This window comes from Quatrionicoccus australiensis, from assembly GCF_020510525.1.
Lineage (GTDB): Bacteria > Pseudomonadota > Gammaproteobacteria > Burkholderiales > Rhodocyclaceae > Azonexus > Azonexus australiensis_B.
Genome location: NZ_CP075188.1, coordinates 624,330 through 643,853, shown reverse-complemented (window position 1 = coordinate 643,853; position 19,524 = coordinate 624,330). Strand labels below are relative to the sequence as shown.

Sequence of the window (19,524 nt, the reverse complement as noted above, 5' to 3'; positions counted from 1 at the left end):
TTCTGCCCCCAGATTCAACGGGCGGCCTGACCGCCCGTTTTTCTTGCCTGGAATATAAAAATGACGACCGCCAATCCCCTGCTCGATTTCTCCGACCTGCCCCGCTTCGACCTGGTGCAGCCCGAACACGTCAAACCGGCCATCGAATCGTTGTTGACCGATGGGCGTGCCCTGATCGAACGCCTGACCGCCGACAGCACGCCGGCCACCTGGGCCGACTTCGCCGGGGCGCTCGCCGACGGCCTGGAAGACTTCGGCCGCGCCTGGGGTATCGTCGGCCACCTGCACTCGGTCAATGACGTGCCGGCCTGGCGCGAGGCCTACAACGAGATGCTGCCGGAAGTCTCGCGCTTCTACGCCGAGCTTGGCCAAAACCTGAAGCTGTTCGAGAAATACAAGGCGCTGCGCGAAAGTGCCGAATATGCGACGTTGACCGTCGAGCAGAAGAAGGTCGTCGACAACGAGGTGCGCGACTTCCGCCTCTCCGGCGCCGAGTTGCCGGAAGAACAGAAGCCGCGCTTCCAGGCGATCATGGAAGAACTGTCGCAGCTCTCCGCCAAATTCGCGGAAAACCTGCTCGATGCGACCAACGCCTTCGCCGAAATCGTCACCGACGAAGCCCTGCTCGCCGGCCTGCCGGAAGATGCACTCGCCGCCGCCAAAACCGCTGCCGAGAAAGCCGGCGTCGCCGGCTGGAAATTCACGCTGCACGCGCCGTCCTACGGCCCGGTCATGCAGTACGCCGACAACCGCGAGCTGCGCGCCCGCCTCTACCGCGCCTACGGCACGCGCGCCGCCGAATTCACCGACGGCACGAGCAAGCCGGAATGGGACAACACGCCGCTCATGCAGCGGATGCTGGAACTGCGTCAGGAAGATGCGCAAATGCTCGGTTTCAACAATTTTGCCGAAGTCTCGCTGGCACCCAAGATGGCCGACAGCCCGGCCCAGGTGCTCGCCTTCCTGCGCGAACTGGCGGCCAAGGCCAAGCCCTTCGCCGAGAAGGACATCGCCGAACTGCGCGCCTTCGCCAAGGACGAGTTGGGCATGGACGACTTCCAGCCCTGGGATGCCGCCTATGTTTCCGAAAAGCTGCTGCAGGCGCGCTATGCCTTCTCCGAACAGGAGGTGAAGCAGTACTTCACCGAGCCCAAGGTGCTGGGCGGCCTGTTCAAGGTCATCGAGAGCCTGTTCAACGTCAAGGTCAAGCCGGACACGGCGCCGGTCTGGCACGAGGACGTCAAATTCTTCCGTCTGGAGACGTCGACCGGTGAGCTGGTCGGCCAGTTCTACCTCGACCTCTACGCCCGCGAAACCAAGCGCGGCGGCGCCTGGATGGACGAGGCGCGGGCCCGTCGCCGCACGGCCGGCGGCATCCAGAAGCCGATCGCCTACCTGAACTGCAATTTCGCCCGCCCGAACGGCGACAAACCGGCTACCTTCACGCACGACGAAGTGAATACCCTGTTCCACGAAACCGGGCATGGTCTGCATCACCTGCTGACGCGCGGCGAAGAGCTGGGCGTTTCCGGCATCCACGGCGTCGAATGGGATGCCGTCGAACTGCCCTCGCAGTTCATGGAAAACTATTGCTGGGAATGGGAAGTCGTCGAGGGGATGACCGCGCATGTGGACACCGGCGCCACGCTGCCGCGCGCCCTGTTCGACAAGATGCTGGCCGCCCGCAATTTCCAGGGCGGCATGATGATGGTGCGCCAGATCGAGTTCTCGCTGTTCGACATGCTGATCCATTCGGATTTCGACCCGAAATCCGGGTTGACCGTCATGGATGTGCTCAACGACGTGCGCAAGGAAGTTGCCGTACTGCTGCCGCCCGCATGGCAGCGCTTCCCGAACAGCTTCTCGCACATTTTCGGCGGTGGCTACGGTGCCGGCTACTTCAGCTACAAGTGGGCGGAAGTGCTGTCGGCCGATGCCTACGCTGCCTTCGAGGAAGCCGGCAGTCCGTTCGATGCGACGGTCGGCAAGCGCTTCCTCGACGAGATCCTGTCGGTCGGCGGTTCGCGCCCGGCCATCGAATCCTTCAAGGCCTTCCGCGGGCGTGAGCCGAGCGTCGATGCGCTGCTCCGCCACAGCGGCATGGTTGCCGCCTGATTTGTCCAGGGAGAATCCTATGCGTCGCCTGCTCATCGCCAGCCTGATCCTGATCTGTACCAGTGCCTTCGGGCAAACCTACCGCTGGATCGACTCGTCCGGCCGCACCGTCTTTTCCGACACACCGCCACCGGGCAAGACCCAGGGCGTGGCGAAGACGGAGGAAGCGGCGAGCAGCGGCGACAACCTGCCGTTTGCCGTCAAACGCGCCATGGAAAAATTCCCGGTCACGCTGTACACCGATCCGGAAAATACCAATGAGAGCAAGCAGGCCCGCGACCTGCTGAACTCACGCGGCATCCCGTTCACCGAGAAAGTGCTGAAGACAGCGCAGGATGTAGAAGAGTTGAAGAAACTGATCGGCGACAGCTTCGTCCCTACCCTCAAGGTCGGCACACAAACCAGTCGCGGCCTCAATGCAGCCGGCTACAACAACCTGCTCGACCTGGCCGGCTACCCGAAGACGGCGCCCTATGGCAGCAAGCCGGCCGGCGGGAGCGGCAAGTGAAGATTGCTTCCTGGAACGTCAATTCGCTCAAGGTCCGCCTGCCGCACCTGCTCGACTGGCTCGCCGAAGCGCAGCCGGATGCGCTGTGCCTGCAGGAGCTCAAGCTTGAGGACCACAACTTCCCGCGCGCCGAGATCGAGGCGGCCGGCTATCACGTCGCCTTCTCCGGCCAGAAGACCTACAACGGCGTCGCCCTGCTCGCCAGGTCGCCGATCGAGGACGTCGTGCTCGGCAACCCGCATTTTCCCGACGAGCAGAAGCGCCTGATCAGCGGCACCGTGGACGGCGTGCGCATCATCGGCGCCTACATGCCGAACGGCCAGGAAGTCGGCTGCGACAAGTACGACTACAAGCTGCGCTGGCTGGACGCACTGGCCGTCTGGCTGGAACAGGAACTGGCGGCGCATCCGCAACTGGCGCTGTGCGGCGACTACAACATCGCACCGGATGATCGCGACGTGCACGATCCGAAGCGCTGGCACGACTGCATCCTGGTCTCGCCGCCCGAGCGCGCCGCCTTCCAGCGCCTGCTCGCCCTCGGCCTCGCTGACAGCTTCCGCCTCTTCGAGCAGCCGGAAAAGACCTTCTCGTGGTGGGATTACCGCATGCTCGGCTTCCAGAAGAACCAGGGCCTGCGCATCGACCACATCCTGCTCTCGCCACCGCTCGCCGAAAAATGCACTGCGGCCGGCGTCGACCGGGCGCCGCGCAAGCGCGAACGCCCTTCCGACCACGCCCCGGTGTGGGCAAACCTAGGCTGACACGGCCATGCCAACGGTCGACCGCGCTGAAGTCCTAAAATTGTACCCAGCCCTCGCCGGCCTGCCGGCCGGGCGGCTCGATGCCCTGCTCCAGCCGCAGGCCGTCATGCAATTGCCGGCCGGCACCCAGGTCTTTGCCGAACACCAGCCCTGCCAGGGCTTTCCGCTGCTGCTGGCGGGCAGCATCAAGGTCATCAAGCTGGCCAGCAGCGGACGCGAACTGATGCTCTATCGCGTCGCGCCGGGCGGCTCGTGCATCATCAGCTCAAGCTGCCTGCTCGGCCATACCGACTACAACGCGCGCGGCATTGCCGAAACCCCGCTCACCCTGCTCGCCCTGCCGGTACCGGTCTTTGCCAGCCTGATGCTGGAACATGCGCCCTTCCGCGACTTCGTCTTTCACCTGTTTGCCGAACGCATCGGCGAACTGATGCAACTGGTCGAGGAAGTCGCCTTCAGCCGCCTCGACCAGCGTCTCGCCAGACTGATCCTGGCCCGCCAGGACGACGTGCTCAACGTCACCCACCAGCAACTGGCCGATGAACTGGGCAGCGTGCGCGAAATCGTCAGCCGCTTGTTGAAGGGCTTTGCCGCGCAGGGCCTGGTTTTGCTCGGGCGCGAGCAGTTGACCGTCAGCGACCGCGCCGGCCTGCAAAAACTTGCGGCTGTGTGACTCAGGTTACATACCCCGTCATCTCCAGCCGCTAAAGTTCGCCCATACTCACTAACCAGATGGAGAACTCAGCATGAAAAGCAATGTTGGCGGTATCGATAAAATCCTGCGTATCGTCGTCGGCCTCGGCCTGATCGGCGCCACCGTCGCCGGCGCCCTGCCGGTCTGGGGCTACATCGGCATCGTGCCGCTGGCTACCGGCCTGATGGGCTGGTGCCCGCTGTATCCGCTGCTCGGCCTGAGCACCTGCCCGACCAAGAAATAAGCACGCTTTTACTGGCGTCAGATGGCGAGCCCGGCAACGGTGCTCGCCATTTTTGTTTTCACCCACCGAGAATTTCGCGAATGCCCGCCGCCAGCACGGCCGGATCTTCGGCACCGACGATGATGCGCCGGCCGTCGAGAATGAAGGTCGGCACCATGTTGATGCCGAGCCGGCGGCCCTCGCGTTCGAGCGCGCGCACTTCGGCCGTCTTGTCATCCCCGGCAAGAAAAGTGCGGACGGCCTCTGCCGGATAGCCGCAGGCCGTGGCAATGGCGAGCAGTTCGCCGCGATCGCCGACATTGCGTCCCTGCTGGAATTGCGCTGCAAACAGGGCTTCAACCAACGGTGTCGCATCGTCCCCGTCGGCCTGCGCCCAGGCGATCAGCCGGTGTGCCTGCAGGGTATTGGCGCGCACCTGGATTTTTTCGAAGGCGTAATCGAGAGCGTAGGCCTGCCCGGCATTGCGGACATGCGCGAAGATGGACTCGACACGTTCGCGGCTGCCGAATTTCTCGATCAGGAAGGGCAGATAGGGTTCGCCTTGCGGCGGCGTATCGGGATTCAGGAAGAATGGCCGCCAGACCTTGCGACAGACGAAATCGGGATGCGTCGTGCGTACCTGCGCGATGGCGGTCGCCAGGCGACGGGTGCCGATGAAACACCAGGGACAGACGATGTCCGAAACAATCTCGATATTCAGCATGAACTTCTCCGCCCCCTGCCCGTCATCGCCGCAGACAGGGAACAACGCTCAGGAAAGATGATTGGCGATGCGCACGTAGTCTTCGACCGTCAGGTCTTCCGGACGTGCCGTCTGATCGATGCCGAGTTCGGCGAAATCCGCATCGCTTAGCGTGCCCTTGAGCGTGTTGCGCAGCATCTTGCGGCGTTGCGCGAAGGCGATCCGCACGATCTGGGCGAACTTCTCGTGATTTTTCGCATTCAGCTCGGCGACATCCTTGGGGATCAGGCGGACGACGGCCGACTGCACCTTGGGGGCCGGGTCGAAGCTTTCCGGCGGCACGTCGATCAGCCATTCGAGATGGAAGCGGTACTGCAGCATCACCGACATGCGGCCGAAATCGGCATCGCCCGGCGTCGCCACCATGCGTTCGACGACTTCCTTCTGCAGCATGAAGTGCATGTCGTAGACCGACTCGGCATATTCGGCGAGGTGAAAGAGCAGCGGCGTCGAGATGTTGTAGGGCAGGTTGCCGACCAGGTGCAGCTTGCCGCCGATAGTCGCAAAGTCGAAGGCGAGCGCGTCGCCCTCGTGGATGGTCATGCGCTCGCGCGGATATTGTTTCTTGAGGCGGGCGATCAGGTCGCGGTCGATTTCGACGACATGCAGGTGATCGACGCGATCAAGCAGCGGCCGGGTGATGGCGCCGAGGCCGGGGCCGATCTCGACCACGGTATCGCCGCGCTGCGGATTGATCGCCGAGACGATGGCACCGATGATGCCCTGGTCGACGAGGAAATTCTGCCCGAAGCGTTTGCGCGCGACGTGTTCTTTCATTGCTTTACCGCCATTCTGGCCGCTTCGGCGACCGCTTCAAAAAGGCTGCCGGGATCGGCTCGCCCCGTGCCGGCCAGTTCCAGCGCCGTGCCGTGGTCGACCGAGGTCCGGATGATGGGCAGGCCGAGAGTGACATTGATGCCCTGGCCAAAGGTCGCGTACTTGAGCGCGGTCAGGCCCTGGTCGTGGTACATGGCGAGCACGGCATCGCCCTGCGCAAGGATCGGCGGCGTGAACATGGTATCGGCCGGATACGGGCCGGAGAGCAGCAGGCCCTCGCCGCGCAGCTTGTCGAGTACCGGCGTGATGACCTCGATTTCCTCGCGGCCAAGGTAACCGCCTTCGCCGGCATGCGGATTGAGGCCGGCAACCAGGATGCGCGGTGCGGCCAGACCGTATTTCCTTTGCAAATCGGCATGCAGGATATGCAGCGTCCGCTCCAGCACCTCGGCGGTGATCGCCGCCGGCACGTCCTTGAGCGGCAGGTGCGTGGTGGCCAGCGCGACGCGCAGCGGGCCGCGCTCGGTATTGCCGGCCAGCATCATGACGACGAGCGGCGTGCCGGTCTTTTCGGCGAGATATTCGGTGTGGCCGGTGAAGTGCACACCAGCCGCGTTGATCACGCCCTTGTGCACCGGTGCCGTCGCCATCGCCGCGAATTCGCCGGACTGGCAGCCGGCCAGCGCGCGATCAAGGATGGCCAGCACGTAAGGGCCGTTCGCGGCATCAAGCTGTCCGGCAACGGCCGGCACGGCGAGCGGGATGTCGAGCACGGCGAGCGAATTGGCCGATTCCGGACGGTCGACCGCCTGGCCGGGGCAATAATCGCGCAGTTCGACCGCCAGCCCGAGTTGGGCCGCGCGCTCGGCGAGCAGGCGCTTGTCGCCGAGAATCACGACATCGGCTGCGCTGGCGTGGCCGGCCAGGCGCAGGCAGATTTCCGGTCCGATCCCGGCCGGTTCGCCGCTGGTGACGGCGATCAACGGCCGCATTACTGTTCTTGCAACCGGTTTTCGACGTAGGTCCGGTCGCGCAGCTGGCGCAGCCAGTCCTGGTAGGCTTCGTCGAGCTTGCGCTCGCGCAGGGCCTGGCGGGCCGCACCGCGTTCGCGTTCGACCGAGACGTCGCGCTCGCGGCGTTCATCGACACGGATCAGGTGCATGCCGAACGGCGACTGGACGACCGGGCTCAGTTCGCCCGGTTTCAGGGCATCCATGGCACGCTCGAATTCCGGCACGGTGTCGCCCGGGCTCAGCCAACCGAGATCGCCGCCCTTGGCAGCGGAACCGTCCTGCGAATAAAGGCGGGCCTGTTCGGCGAAATCGACGCCATTGACGATGCGCTCGCGCACATTTTCCAGCTTGCGCCGCGCCTCGCCTTCGGAAACGACTTCGTTGATGCGGACCAGAATATGGCGGGCATGCGTCTGTTGCACGGAAGCCGGACCGGCACCGCCACGCTTGCCAAGCAGCTTGATGACATGGAAGCCGGCCGAGGAGCGCAACAGGTCACTGACCCCGCCCGCCTGCAGACGCGCCGCGCTCTCGGCATAGAGCGCCGGCAGGCGATCCAGCGGCCGCCAGCCGAGGTCGCCCCCCTTCAGCGCATCGGGCGCATCGGAAAAAGCGGCGGTCAGTTCGGCGAAGTTTTCGCCGGCGCGGGCGCGCTTGAGCGCCTGCTCACCGCGCAGACGCAGTTTCTGCAATTGCTCGGGGCTGGCCGACTCCGGCGCCCGCAGCAGGATGTGAGCGATTTGATATTCTTCCTTGGCAGCAGCACCAGCCGGCTGATTAGCCAGGTAGTTGTCGATTTCGCCATCGGAAATGACCAGCTTGCTATCCACTTCGCGCTCGCGCAGGCGCACCATCAGCATCTCGGTGCGGATCTCCTCGCGGAACTTGCTGTATTCGATGCCATCCTTTTCCAGCGCCTGCCGGAACTGCTTCGCATCCATCTTGTTGTTGGCGGCAATCCGGCCAATCGCCTGATCGAGCTGGACATCATCGACCAGCATGCCGGTGTCGCGAGCGTAAAGTACTTGCGCCCGATCCATGATCACCCGCTCGAGCATCTGGCGCTCCAGCACATCCTGCGGCGGCAGCGGCGTTCCCTGTTTCTGCAATTGCCTGAGCGCCGTTTCGAGGCGGCTGCGCAATTCGTAATAGGTGATCACCTCGTTGCCGACCACAGCCACAATATGGTCAGCCTCGACCGGCTCCTGCGGCGCGGCACATACCGGCTGGGCAAGGAATCCGCTCAGGCAGGAAATCAGGACAAGCAAACGGCTAATTGGATTGGACATGGTATTCATCAAGGGGAGAGCAGGCTGCCGCTGGTGGGCAGTTCGTTGGTTTTGCCATAGCCGGGAATGGTACGCCGCAGCAGGCCGATCGGATTCGCGCCAATACTACCGAAATCGCTGAGCTCAAGCTGGAAAAAGAGCGAGGTATTGGCCGTCGTGGAGGTCGCTTCCAGGCGCTGCGCGACAAAGCGCGCCGACCAGCAACTGGCGTTGTATTCAAAACCGGCAATCGCTTCCAGCATTTTATTGTCGCGCAGCGAGTAGTTGTAACGCCCGACCGCATACCATTGCGAGCTCAATGGCCACTGGCCGGCGATATCGATCTGGTCGACAGTCGAGGCCTTGGTCAGCGGATCACGCGTCAGGCGGTAGCTGGCACTGAGCACCTTGCCCAACTCCGGCTGGTAACGCATCCCGGCGGAAAAACGCTCGCTGATGCCATCCCGATAGTTGTATTCCCAGGCCACATCGACATAGGTTTTCGGCAAAACCGTGCCGTTGACCGCTGCGACCAGATTGGAAAAGCTGGAGGAGCGGGCGGTTTCGCCAGGAATCGTGACTTGCTGGTCCTTGAAGTAATAACGCTGACCGAGCATGGCCTTGACCCGCTCGACGCCGGTCTTGGCATCGATCAGGCGGCTGGTGACGGCGGCGGTCAGCTGATTGGCATCGTTGATCCGGTCGAAGCCGCTGTAGCGATTCTCGGCAAAGATCTGGGCAAAATTGAAGTCAGTCAATGCCGAGTCGAATACCGGGATCCGGCTCTGATCCTTGTTGGGAATATTGACGTAATAGAGACGCGGCTCCAGTGTCTGGATGTAATCGCTGCCCAGCCAGTTGCTGTCACGCTCAAAAACCGCCGTCGCATCGAGCGTGAAGGTCGGGATGGCGCGACTGAAACTGGTCGGCTCCCCCGGATTTTCCTGCCGGTCGATATCGTACTTGCTCATGTGCAGGCCGACCTTGGGCGTGATCCGGAAGGCCGGACTGACAATCGGCAGCGACAACTGCGGATAGAAGACGAAACGACTGCCCTGATCCTGGGTCGGATGCGTGAATTTCGAATACTGCCCGATCAGGCTGAGGTCGGTTTTCAGGAAATCGGGCTTGTAGCCGACCACCGTAAATTGCGGATCAAGGAAGTAGGGGCGCTTAATCGTCGAATCGAGTTCCAGCGTCTGGTAATGCCGCATCTGCAGGCTGCTGTTCAACCAGGAAACGGGTGAATAATTCAGGGCCAGTTGTTGCGGCAGCTGAACCTGCGAGGTTTGCAGGAGGCGCGACGAGAGATCTTCCCAGTAATACTTGTCCGATACCTCGCTCCAGTTCACGGTGGCAGAAAAACCCCGGCCGAGATTCTGATAATGCTGTATACGCAATGCATAGCGACTACGCTTCGCTTCGTCGTCATCAGGCAGGTATTCACCCCGCGTCACGTGAGTCGTATATTCATCGACGTAGCGCGCCTCGGCCCCCAACTGGAAGCCGCGTTTGCTCATGTAACGTGGATAGAAGGTCGCATCGTAATTGGGGGCAATCGCCCAGTAGAACGGCACATTTACATCGAAACCATTTTTCGTTGAGGTCGAAAAATGCGGGTGCAGGAAACCGGTATGGCCTTCCCGGTCCAGGCCGAAAGAAGCGACCGGCGTATAGAACAGCGGCACCCCTTCGAACCAGAGCGTGGCGTTCCTGGCATCGCCAACCTTGCGGTCATAGTCGAGGTGGAACTCGGAAGCGCGAAAATACCAGTCATGCTCACCCGGCTTGCAGGTCGAATAGGTCGCCGTCGCCAAACGGATCTGATTCTCGCCCTCGAAGTCGATACGCTCGGCATGACCACTGCCCTCGGTCGGGCGGGTCGGCGCCACAGTGGTGGGCAGACCGTAGGCGTTCGAGACATTCAACATCATCGGCGCCCCGGAAGTCGAAGTACCCGACCGGCCATTCACTCGCAAGCGAGTCTGCTCTGGCTGATAGAACGTACTTTTCACTTCCCGCACGATGTGATAGTCGGCATCCTTGGCAAAGCCGATCTGTTCCGACATCTTCATACGCAGATAGGGTGCCTCGATCTCTGCACCATCCTGCAACAAGCGGACGTTGCCGCTTGCCTCGATCTCGTCATCGAGCGGCCAGGCGGTCAGCTTGTCGGCAAAAACCAGCTCCCCGGCCCGACGCAACTCGACACTACCCTCCGCCTCGGTAACGTCTCCCGCTCGCCCTTCAATATTGTCGGCGACGATGAACAGCGGGTAGCTGTCATCCTTGTTCAAATCGACCGGGTGCTTGATCCCGACCACCGGCAGCGGTGCCGCCTTCTTCTTGCCCAGCACATTGAACTTGCGCTCGACGCGCAGGCGCACCGGGGTGTCGTTGGCGGCCAGCAGCAGGGCGTCGTCTGCCTGCAGCGGCGTCGGAGCGACTGTCTCGCCTTGCGGCAAAGGCAGGCGCGCCGTGTCGATTGCGGCATGACTGGTCTGCATTCCAGTAAACATGCAACAAACAAAAACGGCAAGCGGGCGGCGGGCAAAACCAGTCATCTGGGCGATCAGTTGGTGGGCAACACCGGAACGGCTGGAACCCGGGTGTTAAAATCGCGCCATTTTACAACGAACCCACTCCAGGCAGATGTCGCGCGATCAACTTGTTACCGACTGGGTTGCCAGTCGCTTCCCCGGCCAGACCGTCCAGATCACCCCCGCTTCGGCCGATGCCAGCTTCCGCCGCTATTTCCGGCTGACCTGGCCGGACGGCAACACACGCATCCTGATGGATGCGCCGCCGGAAAAAGAGGACTGCAAACCCTTCATCCACGTCGCCGGCCTGCTCGCCAAGGCCGATCTCGCCGCACCGCGCATCCTCGACAAGGATCTCGACAACGGCTTCCTGGTCCTCACCGACCTCGGCCGCATCGGCTATCTCGATGCGCTGAATGCCGACCTGTCGCTGGCCGACCTGCTGATCCGCCCGGTCCTCGACGTGCTGATCAAGTGGCAACTGTCATCCAAAGCCAGCACCTTGCCGCCTTACGACGCGACGCTGCTGCGCCGCGAACTCGACCTTTTCCCGGAATGGTTCATCGGCCGCCACCTCGGGGTACAGCTCGATGACAACGAAAAGCTGATGCTCGACCGGACCTTCAAGTTCCTGATCAACTCGGCGCTCGCCCAGCCCAAGGTCTTCGTGCATCGCGACTTCATGCCGCGCAACCTGATGGTCGTCGAGAGCGCCGAGCACCTGACGCCGGGCATCATCGACTTCCAGGACGCCGTCTGCGGCCCGATCACCTACGACGTCGTCTCGCTCTTCCGCGACGCCTTCATCTCCTGGGAAGAAGAGCAGGAACTCGACTGGGTCGTCCGCTACTGGGAAAAGGCCCGCGCCGCCGGCCTGCCGGTGCGCGAGGATTTCGGCGACTTCTGGCGCGATTACGAACTGATGGGTCTGCAGCGCCACCTCAAGGTGCTCGGCATCTTCTGCCGCCTCAAGTACCGCGACGGCAAGGAAAAATACAGCGAAGACCTGCCGCGCTTCATGAACTACGCCCGCAAGACGGCGCACCGCTACCTCCAGCTCAAGCCGCTGCTCAACCTGCTCGACAAGCTGGAAGGCAATACCGAGCAGATCGGCTACCGGCGATAGCGATCAGGATCGAGGAGTCAGGATCGAGTGAAAACCCGCCCTGACCACTCGCCCCTGAATCCTGACAACTCTATCCTCGATCCTGAAATGAAAGCCTTCATCCTGGCCGCCGGTCGCGGCGAACGCATGCGACCGCTCACCGACCACACACCGAAGCCGCTGCTCGCAGCCGGCGGCAAGCCGCTCATCGTCTGGCACCTGGAGCGTCTGGCGGCGGCGGGCTTTCGCGACATCGTCATCAACCACGCCCATCTCGGTGCGCAAATCGAGGCGGCGCTCGGCGACGGCGCGCGCTGGGGCCTGCATATCCAGTACTCGCCGGAACCGCCGGGCGCGCTGGAAACCGCGGGCGGTATCGCAAGCGCCCTGCCGCTGCTCGACAGCGAGCCGTTTCTGGTCGTCAATGGCGATGTTTACTGCGATGTGGATTTCGCCCGTTTTTCCCGGTCGACCGCTGAAAATGCCACAAAATGCCCCGCCGGCGGCGCCCGCCTGCTCTTCGTCGCCAACCCGGCGCATCATGCCGGCGGCGACTTCAGTCTCGACGGCGAACGGGTCATCTACGCGCAGGGTGAGCAAACACTCACCTACGCCGGCATCGGCGTCTTTTCGCCGGCCATGTTTGCCGACGTGCCAGCCGGCACGATCATGAAACTGCGCCCGCTGCTCGATGCCGCAATCGCCGCGGGCGCGCTGACCGGGGAACGTTACGACGGCCGCTGGGTCGATGTAGGAACACCGCAACGCCTGGCGGAACTGGATACCGAATTGAGAAACGCATGAACCACGCCCACTTCATCGCCCGCCGCAAGCGCCTCCTCAAGACCATCGGCGACGGCGTCGCAATCATTCCGACCGCGCCGGAAGTCGTGCGCAACCGCGATGCGCATCACCCCTTCCGCTTCGACAGCTACTTCTGGTACCTGAGCGGTTTTCCGGAACCGGAAGCGGTCGTCGTGCTGGTCGGCGGTCGACGTCCGAAATCCATCCTTTTTTGCCGCGAGAAGCATGAAGAACGCGAAATCTGGGACGGCTACCGTTATGGCCCGAAGGCCGCCAAAGCCGCCTTCGGATTCGACGCCGCCTACCCGATCGAACTGCTCGACCAAAAACTGCCCGAATTTCTCGTCGACCGCGACACGCTGTGGCACGCCGTCGGCCACGACGACACCTGGGATGCGCGCATCGCCAGGGCGCTGAATGCCGTGCGCGCCGAGAGCCGGGCCGGCAAGCGGGCACCGCGCGCGATCCACGACCTGCGTTTCGAGCTCGACGCCATGCGCCTGATCAAGGATGCCGCCGAAGCCGAAATCCAGCAGCGCTCGGCCGACATCGCCAGCGCCGGCCACGCCCGTGCCATGCATGCCTGTCGCCCCGGCATGGCCGAGTACGAACTGGAAGCCGAACTGACTTACGAATTCAGGAAACGCGGCGCCGACGCGCACGCCTACACGCCCATCGTCGCCGGCGGCGCCAACGCCTGCGTGCTGCATTACGTCGAGAACAACAAGATCCTCAACGACAACACGCTGGTCCTGATCGACGCTGGCTGCGAAGTCGCCGGCTACGCCGCCGACATCACCCGGACCTTCCCGGTCAACGGCCGCTTCAACGCGGCACAGAAGGACGTCTATGAAATCGTCCTCGCCGCGCAGCATGCGGCGATCAAGGCGACCGCGCCCGGCCGCCACTTCATGGAAGGTCACGACGCCGCCCTGCGCGTGCTGACCCAGGGCCTGATCGACCTCAAGCTGCTCAGCGGCGATCTCGACAACCTGATCGAAAAAGGCGACTACAAGCGCTTCTACATGCACCGCACCGGCCACTGGCTCGGCCTCGACGTGCATGACGCCGGCGAATACAAGGTCGGCGACGCCTGGACCACGCTGCAACCGGGCATGACGCTGACCGTCGAGCCCGGCCTCTACATCCGCCCCGGCGCCGACATTCCGCCCGCCCTGGCCGGCATCGGCATCCGCATCGAGGACGACGTGCGCGTTACCGAAGCGGGTTGCCATGTCTTCACCACGGCGCCGAAGACAGTCGCCGAAATCGAGGAAGTCATGCGCCATGACTGAAGCCGCCATCGAACACGTCGACATCCTGATCATCGGCGCCGGCCCGGTCGGCCAGACGCTGCACCTGGCGCTCGCCGCCGGCGGGCAGAAATCGCTGCTTCTCGACCGTCGACCGCTGGACGCGCAACAGGACGACCCGCGCGCCCTCGCCCTGTCGCACGGCGCCCGCCAGTTGCTCGAACAGATCGACAGCTGGCCGACACGCGCCGCAACGCCGATCGAAACCATCCATGTCTCGCAAAAGGACGGTTTCGGGCGCACCGTCATCGATCGCAACGACTACAAGCTGCCGGCGCTCGGCTACGTCGTGCGCTATCGCGACCTCAGCGCCGCCCTGAGCAAGAATCTCGCGGCCGATGCCGTGCTGGCCGGCAGCGAAATCATCGAGATCCAGGCCGGCGACGCGCACGTCGACGTGACGCTGCGCCACGCCGGCGCCATTCGCCAGCTCCGCACCCGGCTGCTGGCGCACGCCGAAGGCACGCCGGGCGACCAGCCGGGCGTAACGGTCAGCGACTACGTGCAGCACGCCGTGATCTGCGAAGTCACGCCGACGCCGGGCCACAACAAGCGCGCCTGGGAGCGCTTCACGCCGGATGGCCCGCTTGCCCTGCTGCCGCTTGGCAACGAGTTTTCCATCGTGTTCACGCTGCCGCCGGAAAAAGCCGATGCCGTCATGGCCCTCGACGACGCGGCTTTCATCGCCGCCCTGCAAAAGCAGTTCGGCCAGCGCATGACTTTTGCCAAGCCCGGCAAGCGCAGCCGTTTCCCGCTCTACCTGCGCCTGCGCGACACGCTGGTCAAAGGCAGCGAAGTCTGGATCGGCAACACGGCGCAAACCCTGCACCCGGTGTCCGGTCAGGGCTTCAACCTCGGCATCCGCGATGCCTGGCAACTCGCCGAAATATTGCTCGCCGACGGCGTCGACCGTGCAGCACTGGCCCGCTATGCCGCCAGCCGCAAGCTCGACCGCCAGGGCAGCGCCTTTTTTACCGACAAGATCGTGCGCGCCTTCTCGAACGACTTCGGGCCGCTCAAACTGGCCCGCGGCCTCGGCCTGCTCGCGCTCGACCTGTGCCCGCCAGCCCGCCATTTCGTTGCCAAACGCATGATCTGGGGCGCCCGCGCCTGGCCGTAGAGATCAGTGGGGAGATCGCAGCACCGATCTCCCGACTTTACAAATTGACTATTTTTTAAGCGCCGACTCGGGTAAAATGTGCGGCTTCCCTTGATTCGCCTCGCGCCCTCGCTCGCCCATGGATTTTGTCGGTTTCACGCTTCGCAACAACCTGTTTGTCGCGCCCATGGCTGGCGTGACCGACCGTCCTTTCCGCCAGTTGTGCAAGAAGATGGGCGCCGGCCTGGCCGTGTCCGAAATGGTCACGTCCAACTCGCTGCTTTACGGCAGCGCCAAGACGCTGCGCCGCGCCAATCACCAGGGTGAAGTCGCGCCGATCTCGGTGCAGATCGCCGGCGCCGATCCGAAGATGATGGCCGAGGCCGCCCGCCACAACGTGGACAACGGCGCCCAGATCATTGACATCAACATGGGTTGCCCGGCCAAGAAGGTCTGCAACGTGATGGCCGGCTCGGCGCTGATGCAGGACGAAAAGCTGGTCGGCCAGATCCTCGATGCCGTGGTCGGCGCCATTCCCGACACCCCGGTGACGCTGAAATTCCGTACCGGCTGGAATCTCGCCAACCGCAACGCGCCGACCATCGCCCGTATTGCCGAAGCGGCCGGCGTGCGCGCCGTTGCCATCCACGGCCGGACGCGCTGCCAGCAGTACACCGGCGAAGCCGAGTACGACACCATCGCCATGGTCAAGACGCTGATCAACATCCCGGTCATCGCCAACGGCGACATCACCAGCCCGGAAAAGGCCAGGCACGTACTCGACGTCACCGGTGCCGACGGCGTCATGATCGGTCGCGCCGCCCAGGGCCGCCCCTGGCTGTTCCGCGAGATCGAGCACTACCTGAAAACCGGCGAGCACCTGCCGCCGGCCAAGGTCACCGAGATTCACGAAATCCTCAAGGCCCACCTGGTCGACCTGTACGACTTCTACGGCCCGGAAACCGGCTTCAAGGTCGCCCGCAAGCACATCTCCTGGTACACCAAGGGGCTGGTTGGCTCAGCGGCCTTCCGCAAGGAAATGAACACTTTGCCGAGCATCGAACAACAGATGCAGGCAGTGAACGACTTCTTCCACCAACAGGCAGAAGCGCACGAACATCTTAAATATATTTCAGAGGAGGCGTTGGCAGCATGAGCCAACATGATTTGGGGCGGTGCGTGATCAACGCACTGGAGCAGTACTTCCGCGACCTGGATGGGGAAAAACCGGGCGCGATCTATGACATGGTCCTGCGCAGCGTCGAAAAGCCGATGCTCGAGGTCGTTCTGGCCAAGGCCGGCAGCAATCAGACGCTGGCGGCGGAGATGCTCGGCATCAACCGCAACACCCTGCGCAAGAAACTCACCGAACACCAGTTGCTCTAAGGATCAAGCTTCCAGGATCGAGGATCCAGCCATTAGCTGTTAGTAGGCCCCCTAACTCCTGGGCAACTCGATCCTGAATCCTAATCGCTCGATCCTGCATCCTGACCACTCGTTCCTAATTCCTAATCACTCGATCCTAATATGACCATCAAACAAGCGCTGATTTCCGTCTCCGACAAGACGGGTGTTCTCGAATTCGCCCAGGGCCTTGCCGCCCAAGGCGTCAAGCTGCTGTCCACCGGCGGCACCGCGAAAATGCTGCGCGATGCCGGCTTGACCGTGACCGAAATAGGCGACTACACCGGTTTCCCGGAAATGCTCGACGGCCGCGTCAAGACCCTGCACCCGAAGGTGCATGGCGGCATCCTGGCCCGACGCGACCTGCCGGAACACCTGGCGACCATCGAACAGCACGGCATTCCGATGATCGACCTGGTCTGTGTCAATCTCTACCCGTTTGCGGCGACCATCGCCAAGGCCGGCGTGACGCTGGAAGACGCGATCGAGAACATCGACATCGGCGGCCCGGCCATGGTCCGTTCTTCGGCCAAGAACTACAACGGCGTGGCCATCGTCACCGATCCGGAAGACTACGCCCCGCTGCTCGCCGAGATGAAAGCCAACGGCGGCGCCCTGCAACTGGCGACGCGTTTCGGTCTGGCCAAGAAGGCCTTCACCCACACCGCCCGCTACGACAGCATGATCGCCAACTGGCTGACCGGCCTAGCCGAAGGCGCCGAAGCCAAGCCGGCCGAAGCCGCGCCGGTCCCGGCCATCTTCCCGGCCAAGCTGCAACTCGCCTTCGACCGCACGGAAATCCTGCGTTACGGCGAAAACTCGCACCAGTCGGCCGCCTTCTACCGCGAAACCAACCCGGTTGCCGGCAGCATCGCCGCCTACACCCAACTGCAGGGCAAGGAACTGTCCTACAACAACATCGCCGACTCCGATGCCGCCTGGGAATGCGTCAAGTCCTTCGACGCCCCGGCCTGCGTCATCGTCAAGCATGCCAACCCGTGTGGCGTCGCCATCGACGGCACGCTGCTCGGCGCCTACGAAAAGTCGTTCAAGACCGATTCGACCTCGGCCTTCGGCGGCATCATCGCCTTCAACGGCGAAGTCGGCATCGACGTCGTCAACGCCATGAATGAACGCAAGCACTTCGTCGAAGTGCTGATCGCCCCGGCCTTCACCGCCGAAGCCAAGGCTGCGCTGGCCGCCAAGGCCAACCTGCGCGTGCTGGTCGTGCCGATCTCGCGCCAACTCAACGCCCTTGAATACAAGCGCGTCGGCGGCGGCCTGCTGGTCCAGACGCCGGACAATTTCACGGCCCAGGCCTCCGGCCTGAAGATCGTCACCAAGGTGCAGCCGACCGCGCAGCAAATCGAAGACCTGCTCTTCGCCGAACGCGTCGCCAAGTTCGTCAAGTCCAACGCCATCGTCTTCTGCGGCAATGGCATGACGCTGGGCGTTGGCGCCGGCCAGATGAGCCGCGTCGATTCGACCAAGATTGCCAGCATCAAGGCGCAGCATGCCGGTCTCGACCTGGCCGGCTCGGTCGTCGCGTCCGACGCCTTCTTCCCGTTCCGTGACGGCGTCGACGTGCTGGCCGAAGCCGGTGCCAAGGCCGTCATCCAGCCGGGCGGCTCGATGCGCGACGAGGAAGTCATTGCAGCCGCCGACGAACACGGCATTGCGATGGTTTTCACCGGCGCCCGCCACTTCCGCCACTGATTTCGCGCCCGGCCACGCCGTGACTTTGTCGACTTCGCCTCGCCGTGCAACAGCACTGTCTTCGGCTCGTCTTCGCGTCACGGCCTTGCCGGCCACGAAATCGCCTCGGATATAACGACAAGGAAACACCCCATGAATCTACTAGTCATCGGTTCCGGCGGCCGCGAGCACGCCATGGCCTGGCGCCTCGCCAGGACGCCCGGCATGCAGAAGGTCTTCGTCGCACCGGGCAATGCCGGCACGGCGCGCGAGCATGAGCTGCAAAACATCAACATCACCGATCCGGTGGCGCTGGCGGATTTTGCCGAGCAGAACAAGATCCACCTCACCGTGGTCGGCCCGGAAGCGCCGCTCGCTGCCGGCGTGGTCAATGTTTTCCGCGCCCGTGGCCTGAAGATCTTCGGCCCGACCAAGGAAGCGGCCCAGCTCGAATCCTCGAAGGATTTCGCCAAGCGCTTCATGGCCCGCCACAACATTCCGACCGCGGAATTTGCCACATTTACCGAGTCGACCGCTGCGCACGCCTACATCGACGCCAAGGGCGCACCGATCGTCATCAAGGCCGACGGCCTGGCTGCCGGCAAGGGCGTCGTCGTTGCGATGAGCCTGGAAGAAGCGCATGCCGCGATCGACGACATGCTGTCCGGCAACAAGCTGGGCGAGGCCGGTGCCCGCGTCGTCATCGAGGAATTCCTCGACGGCGAGGAAGCCAGCTTCATCGTCATGGTCGATGGCAAGAACGTGCTCGCCCTGGCTTCCAGCCAGGATCACAAGCGCATCGGCGACGGCGACACCGGCCCCAACACCGGCGGCATGGGCGCTTACTCCCCGGCCCCGTGCGTGACGCCGGAAGTGCACGCCAAGGCCATGCGCGAGATCATCCTGCCGACCGTACGCGGCATGGCGGCCGACGGCATTCCGTTCACCGGCTTCCTCTACGCCGGCCTGATGATCAACAAGGACGGCTCGGTCAAGACCCTGGAATTCAACTGCCGCATGGGCGACCCGGAAACCCAGCCGATCCTGATGCGCCTGAAGTCCGACTTCGTCGATCTGCTCGAACACGCCATCGACGGCAAGCTCGACCAGGTCGAAGCGGAATGGGATCGCCGCGTCGCGCTCGGCGTTGTGCTCGCTGCCGCCAACTATCCGGACACCCCGCGCAAGGGCGACCAGATCACCGGCTTGCCGAACGGCAACAGCTTCGGCGAGGATGCCCACGTCTTCCACGCCGGCACCACCGAGGCCGATGGCCAGGTCGTGACCAGCGGTGGCCGCGTGCTCTGCGTCACGGCGCTGGGCGAGAACGTCAAGCTGGCCCAGAAGCTGGCTTACGAATCGGCGGTGCAGATCCATTTCGACGGCATGCAGTTCCGCAAGGACATTGGCTACCGCGCCATTTCCCGCTAAGTTGCCGGCGT

At 63.4% G+C, this 19,524-nt stretch carries 18 protein-coding genes; 13 read left to right on the top strand and 5 right to left on the bottom strand.

All coding sequences use genetic code 11. The features are described 5' to 3' along the window. Window positions 1-60 precede the first annotated feature (60 nt). From KI612_RS03110 to KI612_RS03090, 5 genes are all read left to right on the top strand, one after another. A complete protein-coding gene (locus KI612_RS03110; protein ID WP_226442378.1) occupies window positions 61-2,115 on the top strand; it encodes a M3 family metallopeptidase in 2,055 nt (684 codons plus the stop codon). A 19-nt stretch (window positions 2,116-2,134) separates the two neighbouring features. Next, window positions 2,135-2,623, top strand: a complete 489-nt coding sequence (locus tag KI612_RS03105; protein WP_226442377.1) for a glutaredoxin family protein — start codon at window positions 2,135-2,137, stop codon at window positions 2,621-2,623. After that, window positions 2,620-3,384 carry an exodeoxyribonuclease III gene (xth, locus tag KI612_RS03100; protein ID WP_226442376.1) on the top strand — a complete coding sequence of 255 codons (765 nt, stop codon included), beginning with the start codon at window positions 2,620-2,622 and terminating at the stop codon, window positions 3,382-3,384. The genes KI612_RS03105 and xth overlap by 4 nt, the downstream gene beginning before the upstream one ends. 7 nt (window positions 3,385-3,391) lie before the next feature. After that, window positions 3,392-4,057: a Crp/Fnr family transcriptional regulator gene (locus KI612_RS03095; RefSeq protein ID WP_226442375.1), complete on the top strand. Its 666-nt coding sequence runs from the start codon at window positions 3,392-3,394 to the stop codon at window positions 4,055-4,057. A 73-nt stretch (window positions 4,058-4,130) separates the two neighbouring features. Next, a complete protein-coding gene (locus KI612_RS03090) occupies window positions 4,131-4,322 on the top strand; it encodes a YgaP family membrane protein (protein ID WP_226442374.1) in 192 nt (63 codons plus the stop codon). A 58-nt stretch (window positions 4,323-4,380) separates the two neighbouring features. Here the strand turns inward: KI612_RS03090 and KI612_RS03085 are convergent, their stop codons facing one another. The 5 genes from KI612_RS03085 to KI612_RS03065 are packed head-to-tail and all read right to left on the bottom strand — an operon-like array spanning window position 4,381 to window position 10,641. Next, the gene (locus KI612_RS03085) at window positions 4,381-5,025 is read right to left on the bottom strand and encodes a DsbA family oxidoreductase (protein ID WP_226442373.1); all 645 of its coding nucleotides are present in this window, start codon (window positions 5,023-5,025) and stop codon (window positions 4,381-4,383) included. Between the two features lie 48 nt (window positions 5,026-5,073). Next, window positions 5,074-5,841 (bottom strand): 16S rRNA (adenine(1518)-N(6)/adenine(1519)-N(6))-dimethyltransferase RsmA, encoded by a 768-nt coding sequence (rsmA, locus tag KI612_RS03080; RefSeq protein ID WP_226442372.1) that lies wholly within the window; start codon window positions 5,839-5,841, stop codon window positions 5,074-5,076. Further along, window positions 5,838-6,833 (bottom strand): 4-hydroxythreonine-4-phosphate dehydrogenase PdxA, encoded by a 996-nt coding sequence (gene pdxA / locus KI612_RS03075; protein WP_226442371.1) that lies wholly within the window; start codon window positions 6,831-6,833, stop codon window positions 5,838-5,840. Before pdxA ends, rsmA begins: the two co-directional genes overlap by 4 nt. Continuing rightward, the gene (locus tag KI612_RS03070) at window positions 6,833-8,143 is read right to left on the bottom strand and encodes a peptidylprolyl isomerase (protein WP_404818072.1); all 1,311 of its coding nucleotides are present in this window, start codon (window positions 8,141-8,143) and stop codon (window positions 6,833-6,835) included. The genes pdxA and KI612_RS03070 overlap by 1 nt, the downstream gene beginning before the upstream one ends. An 8-nt stretch (window positions 8,144-8,151) precedes the next feature. Continuing rightward, window positions 8,152-10,641: an LPS-assembly protein LptD gene (locus KI612_RS03065; protein WP_226442369.1), complete on the bottom strand. Its 2,490-nt coding sequence runs from the start codon at window positions 10,639-10,641 to the stop codon at window positions 8,152-8,154. Window positions 10,642-10,774: 133 nt separating this feature from the next. On the opposite strand from KI612_RS03065, the gene KI612_RS03060 reads away from it, so the two are divergent. The 8 genes from KI612_RS03060 to purD all read left to right on the top strand — a co-directional run bounded on the left by KI612_RS03060 (window position 10,775) and on the right by purD (window position 19,513). Beyond that, window positions 10,775-11,788 (top strand): aminoglycoside phosphotransferase family protein, encoded by a 1,014-nt coding sequence (locus KI612_RS03060; protein WP_226442368.1) that lies wholly within the window; start codon window positions 10,775-10,777, stop codon window positions 11,786-11,788. A gap of 87 nt (window positions 11,789-11,875) precedes the next feature. After that, window positions 11,876-12,571 (top strand): N-acetylmuramate alpha-1-phosphate uridylyltransferase MurU, encoded by a 696-nt coding sequence (murU, locus tag KI612_RS03055; RefSeq protein WP_226442367.1) that lies wholly within the window; start codon window positions 11,876-11,878, stop codon window positions 12,569-12,571. Beyond that, a complete protein-coding gene (locus tag KI612_RS03050) occupies window positions 12,568-13,866 on the top strand; it encodes an aminopeptidase P N-terminal domain-containing protein (RefSeq protein ID WP_226442366.1) in 1,299 nt (432 codons plus the stop codon). Before murU ends, KI612_RS03050 begins: the two co-directional genes overlap by 4 nt. Next, window positions 13,859-15,004: an FAD-dependent monooxygenase gene (locus KI612_RS03045; RefSeq protein ID WP_226442365.1), complete on the top strand. Its 1,146-nt coding sequence runs from the start codon at window positions 13,859-13,861 to the stop codon at window positions 15,002-15,004. The genes KI612_RS03050 and KI612_RS03045 overlap by 8 nt, the downstream gene beginning before the upstream one ends. A gap of 118 nt (window positions 15,005-15,122) precedes the next feature. Beyond that, window positions 15,123-16,139: a tRNA dihydrouridine synthase DusB gene (gene dusB / locus KI612_RS03040; RefSeq protein WP_226442364.1), complete on the top strand. Its 1,017-nt coding sequence runs from the start codon at window positions 15,123-15,125 to the stop codon at window positions 16,137-16,139. Further along, complete coding sequence (locus tag KI612_RS03035; protein ID WP_226442363.1) at window positions 16,136-16,369, top strand: Fis family transcriptional regulator; 234 nt, start codon at window positions 16,136-16,138, stop codon at window positions 16,367-16,369. The genes dusB and KI612_RS03035 overlap by 4 nt, the downstream gene beginning before the upstream one ends. Before the next feature lie 141 nt (window positions 16,370-16,510). Further along, on the top strand, window positions 16,511-18,103 hold the full coding sequence (purH, locus tag KI612_RS03030) for a bifunctional phosphoribosylaminoimidazolecarboxamide formyltransferase/IMP cyclohydrolase (protein ID WP_226442362.1): 1,593 nt from the start codon (window positions 16,511-16,513) through the stop codon (window positions 18,101-18,103). A gap of 132 nt (window positions 18,104-18,235) precedes the next feature. Further along, the gene (gene purD / locus KI612_RS03025) at window positions 18,236-19,513 is read left to right on the top strand and encodes a phosphoribosylamine--glycine ligase (protein ID WP_226442361.1); all 1,278 of its coding nucleotides are present in this window, start codon (window positions 18,236-18,238) and stop codon (window positions 19,511-19,513) included. Window positions 19,514-19,524: the final 11 nt, after the last annotated feature.

Excerpts from the sequence above, each read along its gene's own strand:
- KI612_RS03095 (WP_226442375.1), top strand. The coding sequence starts at position 3,392 with ATGCCAACGGTCGACCGCGCTGAAGTCCTAAAATTGTACCCAGCCCTC.
- pdxA (WP_226442371.1), bottom strand. The coding sequence starts at position 6,833 with ATGCGGCCGTTGATCGCCGTCACCAGCGGCGAACCGGCCGGGATCGGA.
- purD (WP_226442361.1), top strand. The coding sequence starts at position 18,236 with ATGAATCTACTAGTCATCGGTTCCGGCGGCCGCGAGCACGCCATGGCC.
- rsmA (WP_226442372.1), bottom strand. The coding sequence starts at position 5,841 with ATGAAAGAACACGTCGCGCGCAAACGCTTCGGGCAGAATTTCCTCGTC.
- KI612_RS03050 (WP_226442366.1), top strand. The coding sequence starts at position 12,568 with ATGAACCACGCCCACTTCATCGCCCGCCGCAAGCGCCTCCTCAAGACC.
- KI612_RS03085 (WP_226442373.1), bottom strand. The coding sequence starts at position 5,025 with ATGCTGAATATCGAGATTGTTTCGGACATCGTCTGTCCCTGGTGTTTC.
- murU (WP_226442367.1), top strand. The coding sequence starts at position 11,876 with ATGAAAGCCTTCATCCTGGCCGCCGGTCGCGGCGAACGCATGCGACCG.
- KI612_RS03110 (WP_226442378.1), top strand. The coding sequence starts at position 61 with ATGACGACCGCCAATCCCCTGCTCGATTTCTCCGACCTGCCCCGCTTC.
- KI612_RS03090 (WP_226442374.1), top strand. The coding sequence starts at position 4,131 with ATGAAAAGCAATGTTGGCGGTATCGATAAAATCCTGCGTATCGTCGTC.
- KI612_RS03065 (WP_226442369.1), bottom strand. The coding sequence starts at position 10,641 with ATGTTTACTGGAATGCAGACCAGTCATGCCGCAATCGACACGGCGCGC.
- KI612_RS03035 (WP_226442363.1), top strand. The coding sequence starts at position 16,136 with ATGAGCCAACATGATTTGGGGCGGTGCGTGATCAACGCACTGGAGCAG.
- KI612_RS03070 (WP_404818072.1), bottom strand. The coding sequence starts at position 8,143 with ATGTCCAATCCAATTAGCCGTTTGCTTGTCCTGATTTCCTGCCTGAGC.
- KI612_RS03045 (WP_226442365.1), top strand. The coding sequence starts at position 13,859 with ATGACTGAAGCCGCCATCGAACACGTCGACATCCTGATCATCGGCGCC.
- KI612_RS03105 (WP_226442377.1), top strand. The coding sequence starts at position 2,135 with ATGCGTCGCCTGCTCATCGCCAGCCTGATCCTGATCTGTACCAGTGCC.
- purH (WP_226442362.1), top strand. The coding sequence starts at position 16,511 with ATGACCATCAAACAAGCGCTGATTTCCGTCTCCGACAAGACGGGTGTT.
- KI612_RS03060 (WP_226442368.1), top strand. The coding sequence starts at position 10,775 with ATGTCGCGCGATCAACTTGTTACCGACTGGGTTGCCAGTCGCTTCCCC.
- dusB (WP_226442364.1), top strand. The coding sequence starts at position 15,123 with ATGGATTTTGTCGGTTTCACGCTTCGCAACAACCTGTTTGTCGCGCCC.